The following is a 20,133-nucleotide window of genomic DNA, read 5'->3' as shown; positions in this document are numbered from 1 at the left end:
AAGCGGGCGGCGCATGCCGCCCTGTTTCCGCACGCCGGCTGCTTACTGCGCCGGTGCGGTGAGCGGCTGGTTCTGCAGGTTGTCCGAGCCTTGCGGGCCGACCGGCGGCGGCGCCTCGTTCGACACGTTCGGCTGCGGCGGACGATGGAACTGGAACTGCGGCTGGATCGCCGGCGCGGCGCCCGGCGGCTGGCCGCCCGGCACCGGCGCGCCGGCCGAGGCCTTCGCCGCCGGCGTGAACCGGCGCGAACCCGAACCCTGCCCCGACACCTGGTTGGTCGCGCGGTTCGCCGCGCGGGCGGCCTGCGCGTTCGCATCCTGGTCGATCACCGCACCGGCCGCCGGCGCAGTGGACGGGCTGGCGACAGCCTCCGGCGCCGGCGCGCTCGCGGCCGCTTGCGCGGCGCTCGCGGCGGCGGCAGCCTCGGCGGCCTTCTTCGCCGCTGCGGCCGCCTTCGCCTTCTTGCCGCCGCGGTCGCCGTCGATGTCGGCCAGCAGGTCGAGTTCCGAAGGCAGGTTGTCCGCCCCCGTCCAGCTCGCCAGGCGATCGCCCGAGAACGTCACGACGAGATCGCGCTGCTGGACGACTGCCGTCGAGCCGCGCTTGAAGTAAAAGAGGTAGTCCCAACGGTCGGCGTGGAACATGTCGGCCAGCAGCGGGGTGCCGAGCAACGCGCGCACCTGCTCGCGCGACATGCCGACCTGCAACTGCGCGGCCTTCTCCTGCGACACGAAGTTGCCTTGCACGACGGTGATCCGGTAGGGGGTGATGCTCTGCGCGATGCGCTGCGTCACGCTGTCGTACGACGAACAACCAGCCAGCGCGGCAACGGCGGCGGCAGCGATGATGACACTCCGCATGCGGCTCCTCTGAAAGTGCGAAAGAGATTCTGGAATCATTTCCCTCACCGTGCAGGCCCGTGTGCAGGCCGCGCGTGTTTCTGGAACGGCGAAAAGCCGGTAACATTGAAGCCCTGCATTGTACTCTAGGGATGCCTAGCCATGACCAATCCGACGGATCTCAAGAATATCGGGCTAAAGGCCACCCTACCGCGCCTCAAGATTCTCGAGATCTTCCAGCAAAGCCCGGTGCGCCACCTGACGGCAGAAGACGTCTACCGGAACCTGCTCAACGAGCAGCTCGACATCGGGCTGGCCACCGTCTACCGCGTGCTGACGCAGTTCGAGCAGGCCGGCCTGCTCACGCGCAGCAACTTCGAATCCGGCAAGGCCGTGTTCGAACTGAACGAAGGCTCGCACCACGACCACCTCGTGTGCCTCGATTGCGGCCGTGTCGAGGAATTCTTCGACGCCGAGATCGAAGGCCGCCAGCAGGCGATCGCCAAGGAGCGCGGCTTCAAGCTCCAGGAGCACTCGCTCGCGATGTACGGTTCCTGCACCACCGAGAACTGCCCGCACCGCAAGCACTGATTCGCGCGTCCCGCGCACGCGGCACGGCCCGGCCGGCATCTCGCCGCCCGGGCCGTGTTCTTTTCGGGATAGCGGCGGCGCACCGCCGCGTGAGTCGTGCGCCCCAGGCTTTCGGAAACCCTTCGACACGCCCGCCCGGGCTGCCTCCAGGCAGCCGGAGCCGGGCGCTGCCCTTGCGTCAGGCCGCGCAGGCCGGCTCGAACTCCAGCGCCCACGCGCGCTCGAGCGGGATCTCGTCGCAATTCGGCTGCGGCCCGCCGCGATCGACGATCACGAAATCGCTGACCGCGTCGAGCGCGAGCAGCGGATGGTGCCAGACGCCTTTCGCATAGTTCACGCCCTGCCAGCCTTCCGCGAGAAACGCGCGCATCGCGTCGGGCCGGAACTCGCCGGCCGGCGCGACGACGATCGCGTAGCGCGACACGGCCGCGAGCGGGATGAACGCCTGACTGCCGTGCGGATGGCGCTCCATCAGCGTGACCGCGACCGGCAGCGCGCGCGGCTGCGCGCGGAACACGCTGACGAGCGGGCGGCCGCCGTCCGCGCACACGTCGATCGTCGCGAGATCGTGGAAGCGCTCGGTCGTGCCGCCGTTGATCGGAAAATGACGCGCGCCTTCGAGCGCGATCACATCGCCGAACGGCGCGAACGCTTCGCGCGTCAGGCGCTCGACGCGCAGGATCCGGGATTCGCTCATGCCGTTACCCTCCTTCAAGCCGGCTCGCCCCACAGACGCAGGCGCGACACGCCGCCGTCCGGGAAGATGTTGAAACGCACGTGCGTGACGGGGCCGAGCGCGGCAAGCTGGTCGAACGTGTGGACGTGGTCCATCTGCAGCTTCTGCTCGCCGAGCAGTTCAGCCCAGAACATCGCCTGCGTGACGAGCGAATCGTCGGTGCCGCCCGCGACCCGCGCGGCCTGCAGCGAACAGCGGTCGGGGAAATTGCCCTTGAAGAACGCGGTATCGACCTCGACGCGCCGGATGATGCCCGGCCGCGCAAGCGCGACGATCGCCCAGTCGTTGCCGGGCTCGCGGCGCCGCCGCGTTTCCCAGCCGTCGCCCATGTTCACGCCGCGCCCCGGCATCAGCATCTGCGAGGCCGGGCCGAAGTGCTGGTTGTTCGCGGCCACCAGGTAGCCGCCGTTCTCGATCGCCGCGAGATCGACGAGCTCGCCGGCCGGCACCTGGCGCCAGTCGCGCTGCGGCTGGCCGTACACGCGCAGCCGTGCGAGGCCGCCGTCCGGGTACAGGTTCACGCGCAGGTGCGTACAGGGCTGCGCATCGTCGACGCTCACGTAGTGATGCGAATTGCCCTGCAGCGTCGTCGCCGGGACGATCGGGCGCCATTGCGCGTCGTCAGGCGGCGTGTCGCCTTCGGCGACGCACGCGTCGATCGACGCGGCCGGCGGGAAGTTGCCGGTGAAATGGCTCGTATCGAGGTCGACGCCGTGGATCACGCCCGGCCGCGCGAGCCGCACCACGCAGAAGTCGTGGCCGGTCGTGCGCTTGCGGCGCGTTTCCCAGCCGTCCATCCACTTGCCGTGGTCGTCGTACTTGCCGGGGATGAACACGGCCGGCTCGGGATTCAGCATGCGCTCCTTCGGTGCGAAGAATTCATCGCTGGCAAAGAGCGCCTGCGCCCCGAGGCGCGGATCGGCGAGGTTCATGTAACGCCGCGTAAAGGCCGGCGCATTCGGATCGAGGATGGGGGCTGCCATGTCGTCTCCTGTTGTTTGATGATGTGCCGGCGCATCGAGGCGCCGGCCACATGAACTCGGGTGCGCGGGACGACCAGGGGAAGCCGCCCCGCGCGGGGGGTGCGCTCAGAGCGCGTGAGCCTGGTCGCCGGCGACCGGCGCCGCGCGGTCTTCCTCTTCGGCCGGCACGTAGCGCAGCTCGCGATTCAGCACGCGTGTCGCGCGGGCACGATCGATGTCGTTCTCCCACACCGCGACGACCACCGTCGCGACGCAGTTGCCGATCAGGTTGGTCAGCGCGCGGGCGATGCCGACGAACCAGTCGACCGGCAGGATCAGCACGAGGCCGAGCACCGGAATCGCCGGGATCGCCGACAGCGTCGCCGCGAGGATCACGATCGCCGAGCCCGGGATCCCGTGCGCGCCCTTCGACGTGACGAGCGACACGAGCAGCACGACGATCAGGTCATGCGTCGACAGCGGCGTGTTGGTGGCCTGCGCGATGAACAGCACGGCGAGCGTCAGGTAGATCGAGAAGCCGTCGAGGTTGAACGAATAGCCGGTCGGGATCACGAGGCCGACCGTCGAATCCTTCACGCCCATGTATTCGAGCTTGCGCATCACCTGCGGCAGCACCGCGTCCGACGATGCCGTGCCGAGCACGATCGTCAGTTCCTCGCGCAGATAGCGGATCAGCTTGAACACCGAGAAGCCCGCCAGCCGCATCACGACGCCGAGCACGACCGTGACGAACACGAAGCAGCTCAGGTAGAACACCGCGACCAGGTAGCCGAGCTGCTTGAGCGACGCAACGCCGTACTTGCCGGTCGTGAACGCGATCGCGCCGAGCACGCCGAGCGGCGCGAGCTTGATGATGAAGCCGATGATCCGGAAGAACACGTGCGACAGTTCCTCGATCAGCGAGTTGACGCGCTGCGCCTTGTCGCCGAGCAACGACAGCGCGGAGCCGAACAGCACCGCGAACACGAGGATCTGCAGGATGTCGCCCTTCGCGAACGCGTCGATCGCGGTCTCGGGGATGATCTTCATCAGGTAGCCGGCCGTGTCCTTCAGGCTTTCGGCGTTCTTCGCGTACGTCGACAGCGACGCCGCGTCGAGCGAGCGCAGGTCGATGTTCATCCCGACGCCCGGGCGCGTGAGCCACGCGAGGACGAGGCCGATGCCGAGCGCGAGCGTCGTCATGATCTCGAAGTAGATGACGGCCTTCAGGCCGACCCGGCCGACCTTCTTCAGGTCGCCCGCGTTGGCCATCCCGCTGACCACCACGCAGAACACGATCGGCCCGATCACCATCTTGATCAGCTTCAGGAAGCCGTCGCCGAGCGGTCGCAACGACTCGGCGAAATGCGGGAAGAACGCGCCGAGCGCGATCCCTAGAATCAATGCGACGACTACCCGACCAAACAGCGAATTGAGGAATTTCGACACGGCGCTCTCCCGATCCAACGGTTGCAGTTTCGTCTGTTCATACTGGTAAGACCAGTGATGTTATGGTGGATAGTAGGAAGCCGATATAGTCGAGTCAAGGACGGACAAAATAGGGATTTCCCGCCCCTGCCCGCCTGGCTTCGATGCATCGGACAGGGGCAGATCGTGGCTTTCCCGTAGGCCGGCCATGCACCGCCTGCGTGCGGATTACAATGCCGGTCAGACCGGCCAAAGTTCACATCATGAAAAACGTTCCGCATACCGTGACCGACGCCGCCATCGCGACGATCCGCGACCGGATCGAGGCAGGCGTTTATCCGGTCGGCAGCCTGCTGCCGGCCCAGCGCCAGCTCTCCGAGGAGCTGGAGATCAGCCGCGCGTCGCTGCGCGAGGCGCTGTCGACGCTCGAGGCGCTCGGGATGCTGCGCATCCGCGCCGGCAAGGGCGTGTATGTCGAAAGCGCGCAGGCCACGGCCGCGCACGCATGGCGCTTCGCCGAGCAGTCGTCGCCGCCCGACACGTACCAGATGCGCTATGCGCTCGAGGGCTTCGCCGCGCGGATGGCCGCGCACGTCGTCAGCGACGACGACATCGCGTGGTTCGAGGACAACCTCGCCGACCTGCACGTCGCGCTCACCGAAAGCGCGCTCGACGAGGCGTCGCAGCTCGACTTCGACTTCCACATGCGGATCATCCATCTCGCCGGCAACGCGGCGATCGAATCGGTGCTGCGCAGCAGCGCGGACATCATGAAGGAAAGCCAGCGCATGCCGTTCTACCGGCGCGAGCTGCTGCTGTCGACGTGGCAGGAGCACCGCGCGATCGTCGACGCGCTGATCGCGCGTGATGCGGGCGCCGCCGGCATTGCGATCGAAACGCACATCGCGAACGCCGCGCAGCGCGCGGGCATCTTCTTCCCGACACCCCGCACATGACGGCCCGGGCGGCCGCCCGTCGCGCGCGCCGCCCGGTCGTACCGGTCAACCTCCCGACGGATCCCGATACGCGAGCGCACGCGCGATGAACGCGCGCGCCGCGACGCTGCGGTACGCGCCCTTGCGTGTCAGCAGCGCGGCCGTGCGCGCGGGCAGCGGCGGATCGATCTCCAGCGCGCACAGGTCGGCGCTCTCGCGCGCGACCGCGTCGGGCAGCACCGTCGCGAGCCGGCCGCACCGCACGAGCGCCAGCACCGCACTGACCGTATTCGTCTCGATCGCGATCTTCGGCTGCGCGCCGTGCTCGATGAAATACCGGTCGATGCGCTCGCGCGTCGCGAACGCGCGGCTCAGCAGCACCAGCGGCTCGCCGCCGAGCTCGGCCGGCGTCAGCGCGCGGCGGCGCCGTGCGAGACGATGCGTGCGGCCCGTCACGAGCGCGAGCGGCTCGTCCCACAGCGGCAGCGCGTCGATGTCCGGCGCGCGCGGCGGCATGAACGCGAAGCCCGCGTCGAGCCGGTCGTCGGCGAGCAGCGCCTCGATGCGCTCCTGCGGCATCGCGTCGATCGTCAGCGCGAGGTTCGGATGGTCGGCATGGAACGCGTCGATCAGCGAGCCGCTCAGGTAGGCCGCGAAGGTCGGCATCATCGCGAGCCGCAGCGACCCGCTGCCGAGATCGGCGACGTCGTGCAGCGCGCGCTGCCCCGCATCGAGCTCGTGCAGCGCGGCGCGCGCATGGCGCGCATAGACTTCGCCGAACTCGGTGAGCTGCACCGTGCGGCCCGAGCGGTCAAACAACTGCACGCCGAGCGTGTCCTCGAGCCGGCGCACCTGCTGCGACAGCGTCGGCTGCGAGACGTGCAGCGCGTCGGCCGCGCGCGTGAAACTGCGCTGCTCGGCGACGGCCAGGAAATAGCGGATGTGGCGGAGAAGCATGGCGGCCGAAGTATTGGTTCTGCCAATGGAGACCATAACGATCCAGTCTTGGACGCTATGGTTCGATTCCCGCATCATACGCACATCCGTTCCCGTGCATGACCGCTGTCGCCGCACCGGAACGGCTCGCCCGGGCCCGCCCCGCCTCCGCCCGCCGCACGACGATCCACCGCCCGCCCGATCCGGGCCCGGCCGCGATCCGCCCGGCGCGCATCGGCTCACCGCCGATCCGTCGACGCCGGCCCCGATTTCCGTCACCCCGCGCATCCGACGGCCCCGTGCCGACGGCCGGCGCCGCTGTTTTTTCGCGACCATGGAACCGCATCACGACACCCATCCTCCCCTGACCCGCGGCATGACGCTGCTGTTCGCCTGCGCGTGCGGCATCGTCATCGGCAACATCTATTACGCGCAGCCGCTGCTCGCCGCGATCGCGCGCAGCTTCGGGCGCGCGCCGACCGAACTCGGCTATCTCGTCACGCTGACGCAGCTCGGTTACGCGGCGAGCCTGCTGCTGATCGTCCCGCTCGGCGACGCGGTCAACCGTCATACGCTGATCGTGCGGCTGCTGATGCTCAACGTCGTTGCGCTGGTCGCGGTCACGTTCAGCACGAACTTCACGATGTTCGTCGTCGCGAACGTCGCGGTCGGCTTCGTCACCTGTTCAACGCAGCTGCTCGTGCCGTTCGCCGCGTCACTCGCCGATGCACGCTCGCGCGGCCGCGCGGTCGGCACCGTGATGAGCGGGCTGCTGCTCGGTATCCTGCTTGCGCGCGTCGCGGCCGGTGCGATCGCCGACGGGTTCGGCTGGCGTGCGGTGTACGGCATCGCGGCGGTGATGGTGGCGGCGCTGACCGCCGTGCTCGCCGTGAAGCTGCCGAAGGATCGCCGCGATGCGCGCGTCGACTATGCGGCGCTGATGAAGTCGCTCGTCGCGCTGGTGCGCACACAACCGCTGATCGCGCTGCGCTCGACCTACGGCGCACTCGTGTTCGCGTGCTTCAGCCTGCTGTGGACGGGCCTCACGTTCCTGCTGAGCCAGCCGCCGTACAGCTATTCCGAAGGGCAGATCGGCCTGTTCGGCATCGTCGGCGCGGTGGGCGCGCTCGCGGCGACGTCGGCCGGCCGGCTCGTCGATCGCGGCCACGGCAATGCGGCAACGGGGCTGTTCGCGGCGGCCGTGCTCGCGTCGTTCGCGCTGATAGCCGCCGGCGCGCACTCGCTCGTGGCGCTGATCGCGGGCATCCTGCTGCTCGACGTCGGCGTGCAGGGCATGCACATCTCGAACCAGAGCGTGATCTATGCGCTGGCCGGCAACGCGCGCAGCCGCGTGACGACGATCTACCTGACGAGCTACTTCATCGGCGGCGCGTTCGGGTCGTTCGCGGCGAGCGTCGCGTACGGCATCGACGGCTGGCGCGGCGTGTGTGTCGCGGGCGCTGCGCTTGCCGGCGTGCTGATCGCGCTGTGGCTCGCATCGCAGCGCGTCGGCGTGCGGCAGGTCACGCAGTAAGTCGTTTCCTCGCCACCATGAAAAAAGGCACGTCCCGCGAACCGCGGGCGTGCCTTCTTTTGACGACGTCGATAGCGTCCGTCGCGCGCTAGCGCTTGATCGTCACGCCGCCTCGTCCGCGAAATCGATCAGCACCTTCATCGCGCGCTGCCGGTCGCCGGCCAGTTCGAACGCGAGGTTCGCATCGCGCATCGGGAACACGCGCGTGATGGCCGGCCTCAGGTCGACGCGCCCCGCGTTGATCAGTTGCACCGCGAGCGCGAATTCCGCATGAAAACGGAACGACCCGCAGATCGACAACTCCTTCGCGACCACGACGTTCTGCGGCAGGCTGACATCGCCGCCGAGCCCGAGCTGCACGACGACCCCACGCGGACGCATCACGTCCAGCCCGTCAGGCAGCGCGCGCGCATTGCCCGAACACTCGATCATCACGTCGAACGTGCCCTTGTCGGCGCCGTAGCGCTCGACCCAGCCGGCATCGGCCACCGCGTTGATCGTGCGGTCGGCGCCGAGCGCGCTCGCCACGGCCAGCGGCGCCTCGACGACGTCGGTCGCGACGATCTCCGTCGCACCGTGCACGCGCGCCGCCGCCACCGCCAGCACGCCGATCGGCCCGCAACCCGACACGAGCACGCGCTTGCCGATCAGCGGGCCCGCGCGCGACACCGCATGCAGCCCGACCGCGAACGGTTCGGCGAGCGCCGCGAGCGACAGCGGCACGTGATCGGCGACCTTCACGCACTGCACCGCGTCGCACACGAGCGCGTTGCGGAATGCGCCCTGCACGTGCGGCATCCGCATCGCGCTGCCGTAGAAGCGCATGTCGAGACACTGGTTCGGCAGCCCTTCGAGGCAGTAGCGGCATGCGCCGCACGGCCGGCTCGGATTGACCGCGACGCGATCGCCGACCTTCACCGCCGTCACGTCCGGCGCGACTTCGGCGACCGTGCCGGCCACCTCGTGGCCGAGCACCATCGGCTGCTGCAGCCGGATCGCGCCGAAACCGCCGTGCCGGAAATAATGGAGATCGGAGCCGCAGATGCCGCCCATCGCGACATCGACGCGCACCTGGCCCGGGCCGATCTCGCCCGCGTCCTGCTCTTCGACCCGCAGGTCGTTCGGCCCGTGGATCACGACACACATGCAACGCATACGCATGACAGCCTCCTCAGACGACCGGCGTGACCAGCGGCTCGCCGGCGAAGTGCGCGGCAAGGTTGTCGCGCACGAGCCAGCCCATCGCCTGGCGCGTCTCGATCGTGCCGCTCGCATGGTGCGGCTGCAGCAGCACGTTCGGCAACGCGAGGAAACGCGGGTCGATGCGCGGCTCGTTCCAGAACACGTCGAGCGCCGCGCCGGCGATCGCGTTGCGCTCGAGCGCGTCGAGCAGCGCCGGTTCGTCGACGGTCGTACCGCGCGACACGTTCACCAGATAGCCTTGCGGCCCCAGCGCGTCGAGCACGGCGGCGTCGACGAGGTGGCGCGTCGTCGGCCCGCCCGCGAGCGTGACGATCAGCAGGTCGCACCAGCCGGCCAGCTCGGCGAGGTCGCCGAAGAAGCGGTGCGGGCTGTCCGCGCGCGGTGCGACGTCGAAGTAGCCGAGCTCGACGTCGAAGCCCGACAGCCTGCGCGCGATCGTCGTGCCGATCCGGCCGAAGCCGACCACGCCGACGCGCTTGCCGTACAGCCGCGTGACGAGCGGCATGTCGCCATCGCGCCATGCGCCGGAGCGCACGTATGCGTCGCCTGCGCCGATGCGGCGCATCATCGCGAGCGCGAGCCCGACGCCGAGATCGGCCACGTCGCCGGTCAGCACGTCGGGCGTGTTGGTCACGCGAATGCCGCGCTCGCGCGCGGCCGCGAGATCGATCGCATCGGTGCCGACGCCGTAGCAGGAGATGATTTCGAGCTTCGGCAGCGCGGCGATCAGCGCGGCATTCGCACCGAGATCGCCGCGCGTCGCGATCGCGCGCACGCCGGCGCCGTGTTCGGCGAGAAACGCCGCGCGGTCAGTGGCCTCCCACAGCCGGTGGACGTCATAGCCTGCCGACAGCCATGCGTCGTCCCACGGCTGGTAAGGGCCCGTCATCAGCAGTTCGGGCCGCTGGGTCGATTCGTGCGCCATCTGCGCTTGCTCCTGTCGAGATAAGTGGAATGCGAAAGCGTGCCGGGCCGCGTCAGCCGCCCGGCCCGTTCATGCGTGCCGCGCGAGCGGATCGGCGCCCGGTGCCGGCGCCGCCTGCGCCGCCTGCGCCGCGTCGAGCGGATCGTCGAGATCGCGGTTCAAGGTTTCCGGCATCCGCGACGTCGTGAACAGCGTGATCAGCGTCAGCAGCACCAGGTACGCGGCGATCGGCACCCACGCGCGCACGCCGGCCGCGTGGTCGCCGCCGTGCAGCGCGATCACGGTCGCGATGATCGTCGCGCCGACGAGCGGCGCGATCCCGCCCGCGAGCACGGCCGACACTTCACGCGAGAACGACACGCCCATGTAGCGATGGCGCGCGCCGAACAGTTCGGGCAGCAGCGCGGCCTGCGCGCCGAGCATCCCCCAGTTCGCGAAGCCCTGCGCGACCGAGATCGCGATCACGCTCGCAATCACGTTGCCGTGGCTGAAGATCCACCACACCGGGAATGCGAGCGCGAGTTGCAGCCACGCAAACGTGCGATACACGCGCACCCGGCCGAAACGGTCGCTGAGCCAGCCGGCCAGCGGCACCGTGCACGCGCCGACGGTCGCCGCGCACACCAGCGCGAGCGCGCCGATCGGCCCCTTCATCCCGATCACGCCGGCGAGATAGCTGACCGCGAGCGCCTGGTAGATCGACGAGCCGCCGTTCTCGGCCATCCGCAGGCCGATGCCGATCAGCAGCGAGCGCTTCGAATGCTGCACGGCGCTCTTCAGCGGATTCGCCAGGACCTGCGCACGCTTCTCGAGCCGCACGAAGGTCGGCGACTCGTGCAGCCGCACGCGCATGTAGATCCCGACCGCGACGATCACCGCGCTGAACAGGAACGGCACGCGCCAGCCCCAGCCGTCGGTGACGCGGTCGAGGTTCGCGAGCAGCAGGAAATAGACGGCCGCCGCGAGCACCGTGCCGAGCTGGATGCCGAGAAACGGCAGCGACGCATAGAAGCCGCGCTTGCCCGGCGGCGCGTATTCGGTCATCAGCACCGCGGCGCCGGCCTGCTCCGCGCCGGCACCGAGGCCTTGCAGGATGCGCAGCAGGATCAGCAGCGCGGGCGCCCAGTAGCCGGCCGTCGCGAAGGTCGGCAGCACACCGATCAGCGTGCTCGCGATCCCCATCAGCAGCACCGTCGCGGTCAGCACGAATTTGCGGCCGATCCGGTCGCCGAGCACGCCGAACACGACGCCGCCGAGCGGGCGCACCGCGAAGCCGACGAAGTAGGTGCCGAAGCTCGCGATCAGCCGCATCTCGGCGGTCTGCGCGGGAAAGAACAGCGGCCCGAACACCAGCGCCGATGCGAGCGTGTACAACGCGAAATCGTAGTATTCGAGCGCGCTGCCGAGCGAACAGGTCCATGCCGCGCGGTTGAGCTGCTTCGTGTCGACGCCGCGGCGCTCGACGGTCCCGCCCGGCGCACCGGACCCTGCATCGTGCCGCGCGGGCGGCGGGGAAATGCGATCCATCGTTGTCTCCTGTCTCCTGCCTTCCGTTCCGGAACCCGGCGGCGCATCGCGCGACCGGGACATCGGCCCGCTCGTGCGGCGGGCTCTTCTGGGAATTCGGATGCCGGCCGCAGCCGGCGCAACGGCACGCCGCGCACGGCGCGGGCGCGCCGCCGCTCAGACGGCGCTGGTCAAGCCGCCATCGACGAACAGCGTCTGGCCGTTCACGAAATCGGATGCGGCCGACGCGAGGAAGATCGCCGCGCCGCACAGCTCGTCGACGCGCCCCCAGCGGCCGGCCGGCGTACGCTTGCACAGCCAGTCCGAGAACGCCGCGTCGTCGACCAGCGCGCGGTTGAGTTCGGTTTCGAAATAGCCGGGCGCGAGGCCGTTCGCCTGGATGCCGTGGCGCGCCCAGTCGGCGCACATCCCTTTCGTCAGCATCCGCACCGCGCCCTTGGTCGCCGCATACGGCGCGATCGTCGGCCGTGCGAGTTCGCTCTGCACCGAGCAGATGTTGATGATCTTCCCGCGGCCGCGCGCGATCATGTGCCGCGCGACGGCCTGCGCGACGTTGAACACGCCGTCGAGGTTCACGCGCATCAGCGCATGCCAATCGTCGGGTTCGAACGCGTCGAGTGGTGCGCGGCGCTGGATGCCCGCGTTGTTCACGAGGATGTCGATCGCGCCGACGCGCGCCTCGAAATCGTCGATCGCCGCGCGCACCTGCGCGTGCTCGGCGACGTCGAATACCGCGTAGTCGGCCGTGAAGCCTTCCTCGCGCAGATGCCGCACGAGCGTCGCGGCCTTCTCCTCATTGCGATCGTTGATGACGATCGCCGCCCCCGCTTCGGCCAGCCCGCGGGCGAGCGTCAGCCCGATCCCGCGTCCGGAACCGGTAATCAGTGCGCGGCGGCCGTCGAGGCGGAACCGTTCAAGCGCGTGGGTCATGCGTGTCTCCTCGTGCCAGTCGAGCCGGCGGCCCATCGCGGCCGGTCTCGCATTGACGGTATCTTCGGCTGCCGGCCGGGGGCCGCGCCAATGGTCTTTTTTGATCCGGTTATCATGAAATCTGATTACCGCCCTTGCCTGCCCGCCGCCCATGGAACTCAAGCAATTGCGCGCCTTCGTCACGCTCGCGGAAGAGCTGCATTTCGGGCGCGCCGCGCAGCGCCTGTTCATCGTGCAGCCCGCGCTGAGCATGCAGATCAAGGCGCTCGAGGAAGAACTCGGCGCGCGCCTGTTCGAGCGCGACCGGCACAAGGTCGAACTGAGCGACACGGGGCGCGTGTTCCTGCCCGAGGCGCGCGCCACGTTGCAGCAGGCCGCGCGCGCGGAGCAGATGGCGCGGCTGTCGAGCCGCGGCGAGATCGGCACGCTGCGGATCGCGTTCGTGTCGTCGGTGCTGCCCGTGCTGCTGCCGGCCGTGCTGCGCACGATGCGCGAGCGCTATCCGCTGATCACGCTCGAACTGAAGGACCTGCCGACGCCCGACCAGATCGCCGCGCTGCGCGACCGGCGGATCGATTTCGGGATGATCCGGCTGCCGGCCGCGTATGCGGGTATCGACACGCGCGTGGTGCTGGAGGAAGGCTTCGTCGTCGCGCTGCCGCTCGGCCATCCGCTCGCCGTGCACGATGCGATCTCGCCGGCCGCGCTGCGCGGCCAGCCCGCATTCGTGCTCGCGCGCCGCTACGCACCGGGCTTTCACGACGACATGCTGCTCGCGCTGAGCCGCGCGGGCACGACACTCGAGATCGCGCAGGAGTTCGGGGAATTCACGACGATGCTCGCGCTCGTCGCGGCGGGGATGGGCATCGGGCTGATTCCGGCGGAAGCCGCCAGCGCGCTGCCGCCGAACGTGCTCGCGCGGCCGCTCGACCTGGCCGGACACCGCACCGGCATCGGCCTCGCATGGACCGACCTCGACAGCCCGCTGAAGCGCGCGTTCGTCGCGGCGCTCGAGCAGGTGACGGCAGCATCGAGCAAGAACGGCGGGCAATAAAAAAGCCCGGCCGGAAAACCGGGCCGGGCTCGTTCGCCGCGCCGGCCGCCCTGCGGCGGCCGCGCAACGTGCGGGATTACTTCGCGTTCGCGAATGCGACAGCCGTATCCAGCATGCGGTTCGAGAAACCCCACTCGTTGTCGTACCAGCTCGACACCTTGACGAGGCGGCCCGACACCTTGGTCAGCGTGGCGTCGAACGTCGACGAAGCCGGGTTGTGGTTGAAGTCGATCGACACCAGCGGTGCGTCGTTGTAGCCGAGGATGCCCTTCAGCGCGCCTTCCGATGCTTCCTTCATGATCGCGTTGACTTCCTCGACCGTCGTGTCGCGCTTGGCGATGAACGACAGGTCGACGATCGAAACGTTGATCGTCGGGACGCGGATCGCGTAACCGTCGAGCTTGCCGTTCAGTTCCGGCAGCACGAGGCCGACGGCCGAGGCCGCGCCCGTCTTCGTCGGGATCTGGCTGTGCGTGGCCGAACGCGCGCGGCGCAGGTCTTCGTGGTAGACGTCCGTCAGCACCTGGTCGTTCGTGTACGCGTGGATCGTCGTCATCAGGCCGGTTTCGAGGCCGATCTTGTCGTTCAGCGGCTTGACGAGCGGCGCGAGGCAGTTCGTCGTGCACGATGCGTTCGAGATGACGGTGTGCTCGGCCTTCAGCACGTCGTGGTTCACGCCGTAGACGATCGTGGCGTCGACATCCTTGCCGCCCGGTGCCGAGATGATCACCTTCTTCGCGCCGCCCTTCAGGTGCGCGCTGGCCTTTTCCTTCGTCGTGAAGAAGCCCGTGCATTCCATCACGACGTCGACGCCCAGCTCGCCCCACGGCAGTTCGGCCGGGTTGCGGTTCGCCAGCACGCGGATCTTGTCGCCGTTCACGACGAGGTAGTCGCCGTCGACCGACACTTCACCCGGGAACTTGCCGTGCGCGGTGTCGTACTGGGTCAGGTGCGCGTTGGTCTTCGCATCGCCCAGATCGTTGATCGCCACGATCTCGATGTCGTGCTTCTTGCCGTTCTCGTAGAACGCGCGCAGCGTGTTGCGGCCGATGCGGCCGTAGCCGTTGATTGCGACGCGAATCGTCATGGTCTATCTCCTGATGGCTGAAAAAATTCGTTTCGTGCAGCTTCACGGTGCGACGCGCGCGAGGGGTGGCGCGCGTCGCGTATGTCTCTTTAGGCCAGCACGGCCTTGGCGGTCTCGACGACGTGCTCGACGGTGAAGCCGAAGTATTTGAACAGCACGCCGGCCGGCGCCGATTCGCCGAACGTATCGATCCCGACGACGCCGCCTTCGAGGCCGACGTACTTGTGCCAGAAGGCCGTCACGCCCGCTTCGATCGCGACGCGGCGCACGCCGTGCGGCAGTACGCGCTCACGGTATTCGGCGTCCTGGCGGTCGAACACGTTGGTCGACGGCATCGACACGACCCGTGCCGCGATGCCTTGCTGCGCGAGCGGCTCGACGGCCTTCATCGCGAGTTCGACTTCCGAGCCCGTCGCGATCAGGATGATCTTGCGCGCGACGATCTCGTCGTCCCAGTCCTTCAGCACGTAGCCGCCCTTCTCGATGTTCGCGATCTGCGCATCGGTACGCGGGTTGAACGCCAGGTTCTGGCGGCTGAAGATCAGGCTCGACGGACGGTCGGCGGCGACCGCGTGGGTCCACGCGACGGCCGTCTCGACCGTGTCGGCCGGACGCCATACGTCGTGGTTCGGGATCAGGCGCAGGCTCGACACGTGCTCGATCGACTGGTGCGTCGGGCCGTCTTCGCCGAGGCCGATCGAGTCGTGCGTGAACACGAAGATCGACGGCACCTTCATCAGCGCGGCCACGCGCAGCGCGTTGCGGCTGTAGTCGGAGAACGTCAGGAACGTGCCGCCGAACGGCTTGTGGCCGCCGTGCAGCGCGAGGCCGTTGATCGCGGCGCTCATGCCGAATTCGCGCACGCCGTAGTTGATGTGGTTGCCCAGCTGGACGCCCGGGCCTTCCGGATTCGCACGGACGGCCTTCGATGCCTTCCAGTTGGTCAGGTTCGAGCCGGTCAGGTCGGCCGAGCCGCCGAGCAGTTCGGGCAGTACGGCAGCCAGGCCTTCGATCGCCTGCTGCGACGCCTTGCGGGTCGCCACCGTCTCGGCGCGCTCGTTCGCGCCGGCGATGATCGCCGCAGCCTTCTGCGCCCAGTCGGCCGGCAGCTGGTTGGCCATCCGGCGCTCGAATTCAGCGGCTTCTGCCGGGAACTTGGCGCGATATTGCGCGAACGTCGCATCCCATTCGGTTTCCGCGCGCTTGCCGGCTTCCTTCGCATCCCATGCCGCATAGACTTCCTGCGGAATCACGAACGGCTCCCAGGTCCAGCCGAGTGCCGCGCGCGTCTTCGCGATTTCTTCCGCGCCGAGCGCCGCGCCGTGCACGTCGTGGCCGCCGGCCTTGGTCGCCGCGCCCTGGCCGATCACCGTCTTGCAGCAGATCAGCGTCGGCTTGTCCGACAGCTTCGCCTTCGCGATGGCTGCGTCGACCGCGTCGACGTCGTGGCCGTTCACGTGCGGGATCACGTTCCAGCCGTACGCTTCGAAGCGCTTCGGGGTGTCGTCGTGGAACCAGTTCACGACGTCGCCGTCGATCGAGATGCCGTTGTCGTCGTACAGCGCGATCAGCTTGTTCAGCTTCAGCGTGCCGGCGAGCGAGCAGGCTTCGTGCGAGATGCCTTCCATCAGGCAGCCGTCGCCGAGGAACACGTACGTGTGGTGATCGACGATCTTCGCGCCGTCACGGTTGAACTCGTCGGCCATCAGCGCTTCGCCGAGCGCCATGCCGACCGCGTTCGCGAGACCCTGGCCGAGCGGGCCGGTGGTCGTCTCGACGCCCGGCGTGATGCCGTATTCCGGGTGGCCCGGCGTCTTCGAGTGCAGCTGGCGGAAGTTCTTCAGCTCTTCGATCGGCAGGTCGTAGCCGGTCAGGTGCAGCAGCGAGTACAGCAGCATCGAGCCATGGCCGTTCGACAGCACGAAGCGGTCACGGTCTGCCCAGTGCGGGTTCGTCGGGTTGTGCTTCAGATGGCGCGACCAGAGCGCAACGCCGATTTCGGCCATGCCCATCGGCATGCCGGGGTGGCCGGAGTTCGCTTGCTGGACGGCGTCCATTGCGAGCGCACGGATCGCGTTGGCCATCAGGGTGGTGGAGGCGGGAGACGAAGTCGTCATGTCGAGTCCGGAGAACGAGTCGAGGAAACGGGGGCACGGCGGCATCCGGAAGCTCGAGCGTCAATCGTTCCCGGCGCGCGGTGCGGCGCCTGACGGACGCGAAGCGGACGGAGCCTACGGACGGGGCTGCAAAGCTCGTCATTTTAACAGATGGGCTGACATTTCCCTTGTCCATGCACAGTGTTCCGGCACGCTTTTCCGCACAACCGCGCGCCTCCTATAATTCAGACGTCAGAACTGCCCGCCCCGAGCCGCCCGCCCGTGAGCACGACCCTTCTCTTCCATCCCACGCCCAACGCCGCCTACGGATTCCCGAACGCACGCCGGCTCGCGCACGTCGCGTCGCCGCACCAGCGCATCGAAGTCTGGGAAACGCCGCAGCTCGGCCGCCTGTTTACGCTGGACGGCCGGCCGATGACGTCGGTCGGCGACGAATACGTGTATCACGAGTGCATGACGCACCCGGCCGCACTCGCGCATCCGTGCCCGAAGAAGGCGCTCGTGCTCGGCGGCGGCGACGGCGGCGCCGCGCGCCAGTTGCTCAAGCACGCATGCATCGAGCGGATCGTCGTCGCCGAGCTCGACGACGAAGTGGTCGGCATGGCGCGCCGCTATCTCGACGACGTGCACCACGGCGCACTCGACGACCCGCGCGTCGAGGTCGTCATCGGCGACGCCGCGCATTTCGTCACGTCGACCATCGAGCATTTCGATCTCGTCGTGTTCGACCTCACGCCGCCCGATTCGCCCGCGGCCGGCCTCTATACGCGCGAGTTCTACGCGCAACTCAAGCGGATCCTCACGCCGTGCGGCGCGATCTCGATGCACCTCGGCTCGCCGGAGTTCCACGCGGCGCGCATCGCCGCGCTGCTCGACGATCTGCGCGCGAGCTTCGCGGTCGTCGATCCGCTGTCCGCGCATGTGCCGCTATACGGGTCCCAATGGCTGATGGCGATCGCGAGCGATACGCTCGATGCGGCCGCGCTGTTCGCGCACGACGTCGACGAACGCCTCGCCGCACGCCACGTGCAGGGATTGCGCTACTACGATGCGCGACTTCATGCGGCCCTCTTTGCCCTGCCGTGCGCGCTGCGCGATACACTGGGCGTTCGCCGCTGAGCGTCCGCGCGGCCGCCTCGCTTCCGTTTTTCCATCGCGTCCTGGCAGGCTTCGCGATGCATGGCACCGGGGCGGAACGTCCCGGACGCCGCGCCGCCCCCTGAACGAACGCCCGGGCACGGAATCAGAACACGTGCCCAAGCGCCCCCACAGGAGATTTTAATGACCGATCCACGTCCGGCCAACGTGCCTTGGTTGACGCCCTACCTGGCCGTACGCAACGCGCGCGCGGCCATCGAGTTCTTCAAGGCCGCATTCGGCTTCACGGTACGCGACGTGCACGACGAGGACGGCGCGATCATGCACGTCGAGATGGCCTATCGCGGCCAACTGATCGTGATGTTCGCGCCCGAAGGCGCGTTCGGCTCGCCCGCGCTCACACCTAAGAGTGCGAACGCCACCGCGCCGCAATCGTTCTATCTATACGTCGATGACGTCGACGCCACCTGGCAGCGCGCGCTCGACGCGGGCGCGAAATCGCTGAGCGCGCCGCAGGATCAGTTCTGGGGCGACCGGTTCGCGCAGATCGAGGACCTCGACGGCTACCGATGGGCGCTCGGGCGCCGCCTCGACGCATGACCCCAACCGTTACACGCATGAACGAAGCCACCACCACCGCGGCCGTGCCGCGCTTTTTCGTCGACGCGGCACTGCGCGCCGACGCCACGCTCGCATTGCCGGCCGAGGTCGCGCGCCACGCCCAGGTGCTGCGCCTGCAGCCCGGCGACGTGCTCGCGCTGTTCGACGGCACCGGCGGCCAGTACCGCGCGCGGCTCGTCGAGATCGACAAGCGCAGCGCGCTCGCGCAGATCGACACGTTCGAACCGGCCGAAGCCGAGCCGCCCTATCGCGTGACGCTCGCGCAAGGGATCGCCGGCGGCGACAAGATGGACTGGGTGATCGAGAAGGCCGTCGAGCTCGGCGTGACGGCGGTCGTGCCGCTGTCGACCGCGCGCGGCGTCGTGAAGCTCGCCGGCGAACGGGCGGACAAGCGCGTCGCGCACTGGCGCGGCGTCGTGCGCGCGTCGTGCGAGCAATGCGGGCGCAACCGCGTGCCCGACGTCGCGCCGGTTACCAGCTTCAACGCATGGCTCGATGCGCTGCCGGCCGCACCGGCCGACGGCGAGCTGCGGCTGCTGCTGTCGCCGCGCGCGAGCATCCCGTTCGCGTCGCTGCCCGACGCGCCGCCCGCTGCAACGGTCACGCTGCTGATCGGACCGGAAGGCGGGCTGTCGCCCGACGAAGAAAATGCGGCACGCGCACGCGGGTTCACCGCGCTGTCGCTCGGGCCGCGCGTGCTGCGCACCGAGACGGCCGGCGCGGCCGTGCTTGCGGCGCTCGCGGCGCGCTGGGGCGGATGGTGATGCGCGTCAGCGCGCGGCGCTCAACGGCTCGATGTCGATGACGCTGGAACCCTTGAGCGCCAATGCCAGCGCGTCGATGCTCGCATCATCGAAGGGGAAGGTCGTCGCGGTGACGCGCAACGGCGGCGTCGCCTGGATCGCCTTGATCAACGGACCGCGATAGCGCAGGTTCATCAGCATCGGCACGATCTGCGTAATTCCCACCGGCCGGCCGTCGTGCTGCACTGCGGCGGCATCGACCGTGTCATTCCAGCCCTGGATGAAGCCGCCGGCATCGATCCGCGTGTTCAGTTCGATCCAGCGCCGCTTTTTCTCGTCCGCGCTGTCGTCCGATGCGCGCAATGCGGCGGCCTCGCGACTCACGTCGGCATCGTGCTTCGCACGCCACGCCATGTAGCCCAGCGCGAAGACCATGTTGTCCGGCAGGATGTCGCCGTCATGCACGACGTGGGACAGGCGCCGCGGCGCCTGGCTCTCGACGAAGGCGGGCGTCAGGATCCAGACGCTGCCGTTGCGCAACGCGCCGGACGTCCGGCCGAGCGCGGGTTCGCCGCTGTCGACCGCGATGCGCGTCAACAACCCGGCATCGACCAGTTCGTTCAGTTGGCCGGCCAGCGCCGGCGACGCGTGAATCGCACGGGCCACCGCCGCATACTGGTCCGGCGTCGAGCGCGTGCGCAACTCGCCAAGCAGCCGCTCGACCGCCGGATACGCGGCCTGCGCCGCCGGCGTCGGTGCCGGTTCGGCCGCGGCGGCATCCGCGGCCGACGCGCCCCCGATCGAAGCGACGGCTGCGGCCACCAGCAGCCCGCGTGTGAAAACGTTCATTGCTGACTTCCCCCGTT

At 68.9% G+C, this 20,133-nt stretch carries 19 protein-coding genes; 7 read left to right on the top strand and 12 right to left on the bottom strand.

What is annotated here, in order from left to right:
- Positions 1–42: 42 nt before the first annotated feature.
- Positions 43–861 carry an outer membrane protein assembly factor BamE gene (locus CFB82_RS03390; RefSeq protein ID WP_069247119.1) on the bottom strand — a complete coding sequence of 273 codons (819 nt, stop codon included), beginning with the start codon at positions 859–861 and terminating at the stop codon, positions 43–45.
- Positions 862–1,002: 141 nt separating this feature from the next.
- Between CFB82_RS03390 and fur the strand changes: the two genes are divergently transcribed.
- A complete protein-coding gene (gene fur / locus CFB82_RS03385) occupies positions 1,003–1,431 on the top strand; it encodes a ferric iron uptake transcriptional regulator (RefSeq protein WP_043191276.1) in 429 nt (142 codons plus the stop codon).
- A gap of 178 nt (positions 1,432–1,609) precedes the next feature.
- Here fur and CFB82_RS03380 read toward each other — a convergent pair whose 3' ends face one another.
- From CFB82_RS03380 to CFB82_RS03370, 3 genes are all read right to left on the bottom strand, one after another.
- Entirely contained in the window at positions 1,610–2,128 is a 519-nt protein-coding gene (locus CFB82_RS03380) for an ureidoglycolate lyase (RefSeq protein WP_069247118.1), read from the bottom strand.
- 14 nt (positions 2,129–2,142) lie between these two features.
- Positions 2,143–3,150: an allantoicase gene (alc, locus tag CFB82_RS03375; protein WP_069247117.1), complete on the bottom strand. Its 1,008-nt coding sequence runs from the start codon at positions 3,148–3,150 to the stop codon at positions 2,143–2,145.
- Between the two features lie 105 nt (positions 3,151–3,255).
- Positions 3,256–4,578, bottom strand: coding sequence for a C4-dicarboxylate transporter DctA (locus CFB82_RS03370; protein WP_089483490.1), 1,323 nt, complete (start codon positions 4,576–4,578; stop codon positions 3,256–3,258).
- A 212-nt stretch (positions 4,579–4,790) separates the two neighbouring features.
- Here CFB82_RS03370 and CFB82_RS03365 point away from each other — a divergent pair, with 212 nt between their 5' ends.
- Positions 4,791–5,513, top strand: a complete 723-nt coding sequence (locus CFB82_RS03365; protein WP_083265833.1) for a FadR/GntR family transcriptional regulator — start codon at positions 4,791–4,793, stop codon at positions 5,511–5,513.
- 45 nt (positions 5,514–5,558) lie between these two features.
- Here the strand turns inward: CFB82_RS03365 and cynR are convergent, their stop codons facing one another.
- Positions 5,559–6,449, bottom strand: coding sequence for a transcriptional regulator CynR (gene cynR, locus CFB82_RS03360; RefSeq protein WP_089483423.1), 891 nt, complete (start codon positions 6,447–6,449; stop codon positions 5,559–5,561).
- Positions 6,450–6,762: 313 nt separating this feature from the next.
- On the opposite strand from cynR, the gene CFB82_RS03355 reads away from it, so the two are divergent.
- Positions 6,763–7,962: an MFS transporter gene (locus CFB82_RS03355; protein WP_089483422.1), complete on the top strand. Its 1,200-nt coding sequence runs from the start codon at positions 6,763–6,765 to the stop codon at positions 7,960–7,962.
- A gap of 102 nt (positions 7,963–8,064) precedes the next feature.
- On the opposite strand, the gene CFB82_RS03350 is transcribed toward CFB82_RS03355, so the two are convergent.
- The 4 genes from CFB82_RS03350 to CFB82_RS03335 all read right to left on the bottom strand — a co-directional run bounded on the left by CFB82_RS03350 (position 8,065) and on the right by CFB82_RS03335 (position 12,547).
- A complete protein-coding gene (locus tag CFB82_RS03350; protein ID WP_089483421.1) occupies positions 8,065–9,123 on the bottom strand; it encodes an L-idonate 5-dehydrogenase in 1,059 nt (352 codons plus the stop codon).
- 10 nt (positions 9,124–9,133) lie between these two features.
- A complete protein-coding gene (locus CFB82_RS03345; RefSeq protein WP_089483420.1) occupies positions 9,134–10,090 on the bottom strand; it encodes a 2-hydroxyacid dehydrogenase in 957 nt (318 codons plus the stop codon).
- Positions 10,091–10,159: 69 nt separating this feature from the next.
- Positions 10,160–11,617, bottom strand: a complete 1,458-nt coding sequence (locus tag CFB82_RS03340; protein ID WP_089483419.1) for an MFS transporter — start codon at positions 11,615–11,617, stop codon at positions 10,160–10,162.
- A gap of 156 nt (positions 11,618–11,773) precedes the next feature.
- Entirely contained in the window at positions 11,774–12,547 is a 774-nt protein-coding gene (locus tag CFB82_RS03335) for an SDR family NAD(P)-dependent oxidoreductase (RefSeq protein ID WP_060194647.1), read from the bottom strand.
- Positions 12,548–12,698: 151 nt separating this feature from the next.
- Here CFB82_RS03335 and CFB82_RS03330 point away from each other — a divergent pair, with 151 nt between their 5' ends.
- A complete protein-coding gene (locus CFB82_RS03330) occupies positions 12,699–13,601 on the top strand; it encodes a LysR substrate-binding domain-containing protein (RefSeq protein ID WP_089483418.1) in 903 nt (300 codons plus the stop codon).
- Between the two features lie 76 nt (positions 13,602–13,677).
- Here CFB82_RS03330 and gap read toward each other — a convergent pair whose 3' ends face one another.
- Together gap and tkt are read right to left on the bottom strand one after the other, a co-directional pair.
- On the bottom strand, positions 13,678–14,688 hold the full coding sequence (gap, locus tag CFB82_RS03325; protein ID WP_059500962.1) for a type I glyceraldehyde-3-phosphate dehydrogenase: 1,011 nt from the start codon (positions 14,686–14,688) through the stop codon (positions 13,678–13,680).
- 89 nt (positions 14,689–14,777) lie between these two features.
- Positions 14,778–16,850, bottom strand: coding sequence for a transketolase (tkt, locus tag CFB82_RS03320; protein ID WP_089483417.1), 2,073 nt, complete (start codon positions 16,848–16,850; stop codon positions 14,778–14,780).
- A gap of 216 nt (positions 16,851–17,066) precedes the next feature.
- On the opposite strand from tkt, the gene speE reads away from it, so the two are divergent.
- From speE to CFB82_RS03305, 3 genes are all read left to right on the top strand, one after another.
- On the top strand, positions 17,067–17,924 hold the full coding sequence (gene speE / locus CFB82_RS03315) for a polyamine aminopropyltransferase (protein WP_089444930.1): 858 nt from the start codon (positions 17,067–17,069) through the stop codon (positions 17,922–17,924).
- 162 nt (positions 17,925–18,086) lie between these two features.
- Positions 18,087–18,503, top strand: coding sequence for a VOC family protein (locus tag CFB82_RS03310; protein WP_069247106.1), 417 nt, complete (start codon positions 18,087–18,089; stop codon positions 18,501–18,503).
- Positions 18,504–18,520: 17 nt separating this feature from the next.
- Entirely contained in the window at positions 18,521–19,288 is a 768-nt protein-coding gene (locus tag CFB82_RS03305) for a 16S rRNA (uracil(1498)-N(3))-methyltransferase (protein WP_089483416.1), read from the top strand.
- A gap of 6 nt (positions 19,289–19,294) precedes the next feature.
- On the opposite strand, the gene CFB82_RS03300 is transcribed toward CFB82_RS03305, so the two are convergent.
- A complete protein-coding gene (locus CFB82_RS03300; protein WP_089483415.1) occupies positions 19,295–20,116 on the bottom strand; it encodes a hypothetical protein in 822 nt (273 codons plus the stop codon).
- Positions 20,117–20,133: the final 17 nt, after the last annotated feature.

The sequence above is a fragment of the Burkholderia sp. HI2714 genome (genome assembly GCF_002223085.1).
GTDB classification, from domain to species: domain Bacteria; phylum Pseudomonadota; class Gammaproteobacteria; order Burkholderiales; family Burkholderiaceae; genus Burkholderia; species Burkholderia lata_D.
The sequence above is the reverse complement of the archived record's forward strand: the minus strand, read 5'-3'. Positions and strand labels throughout refer to the sequence as shown.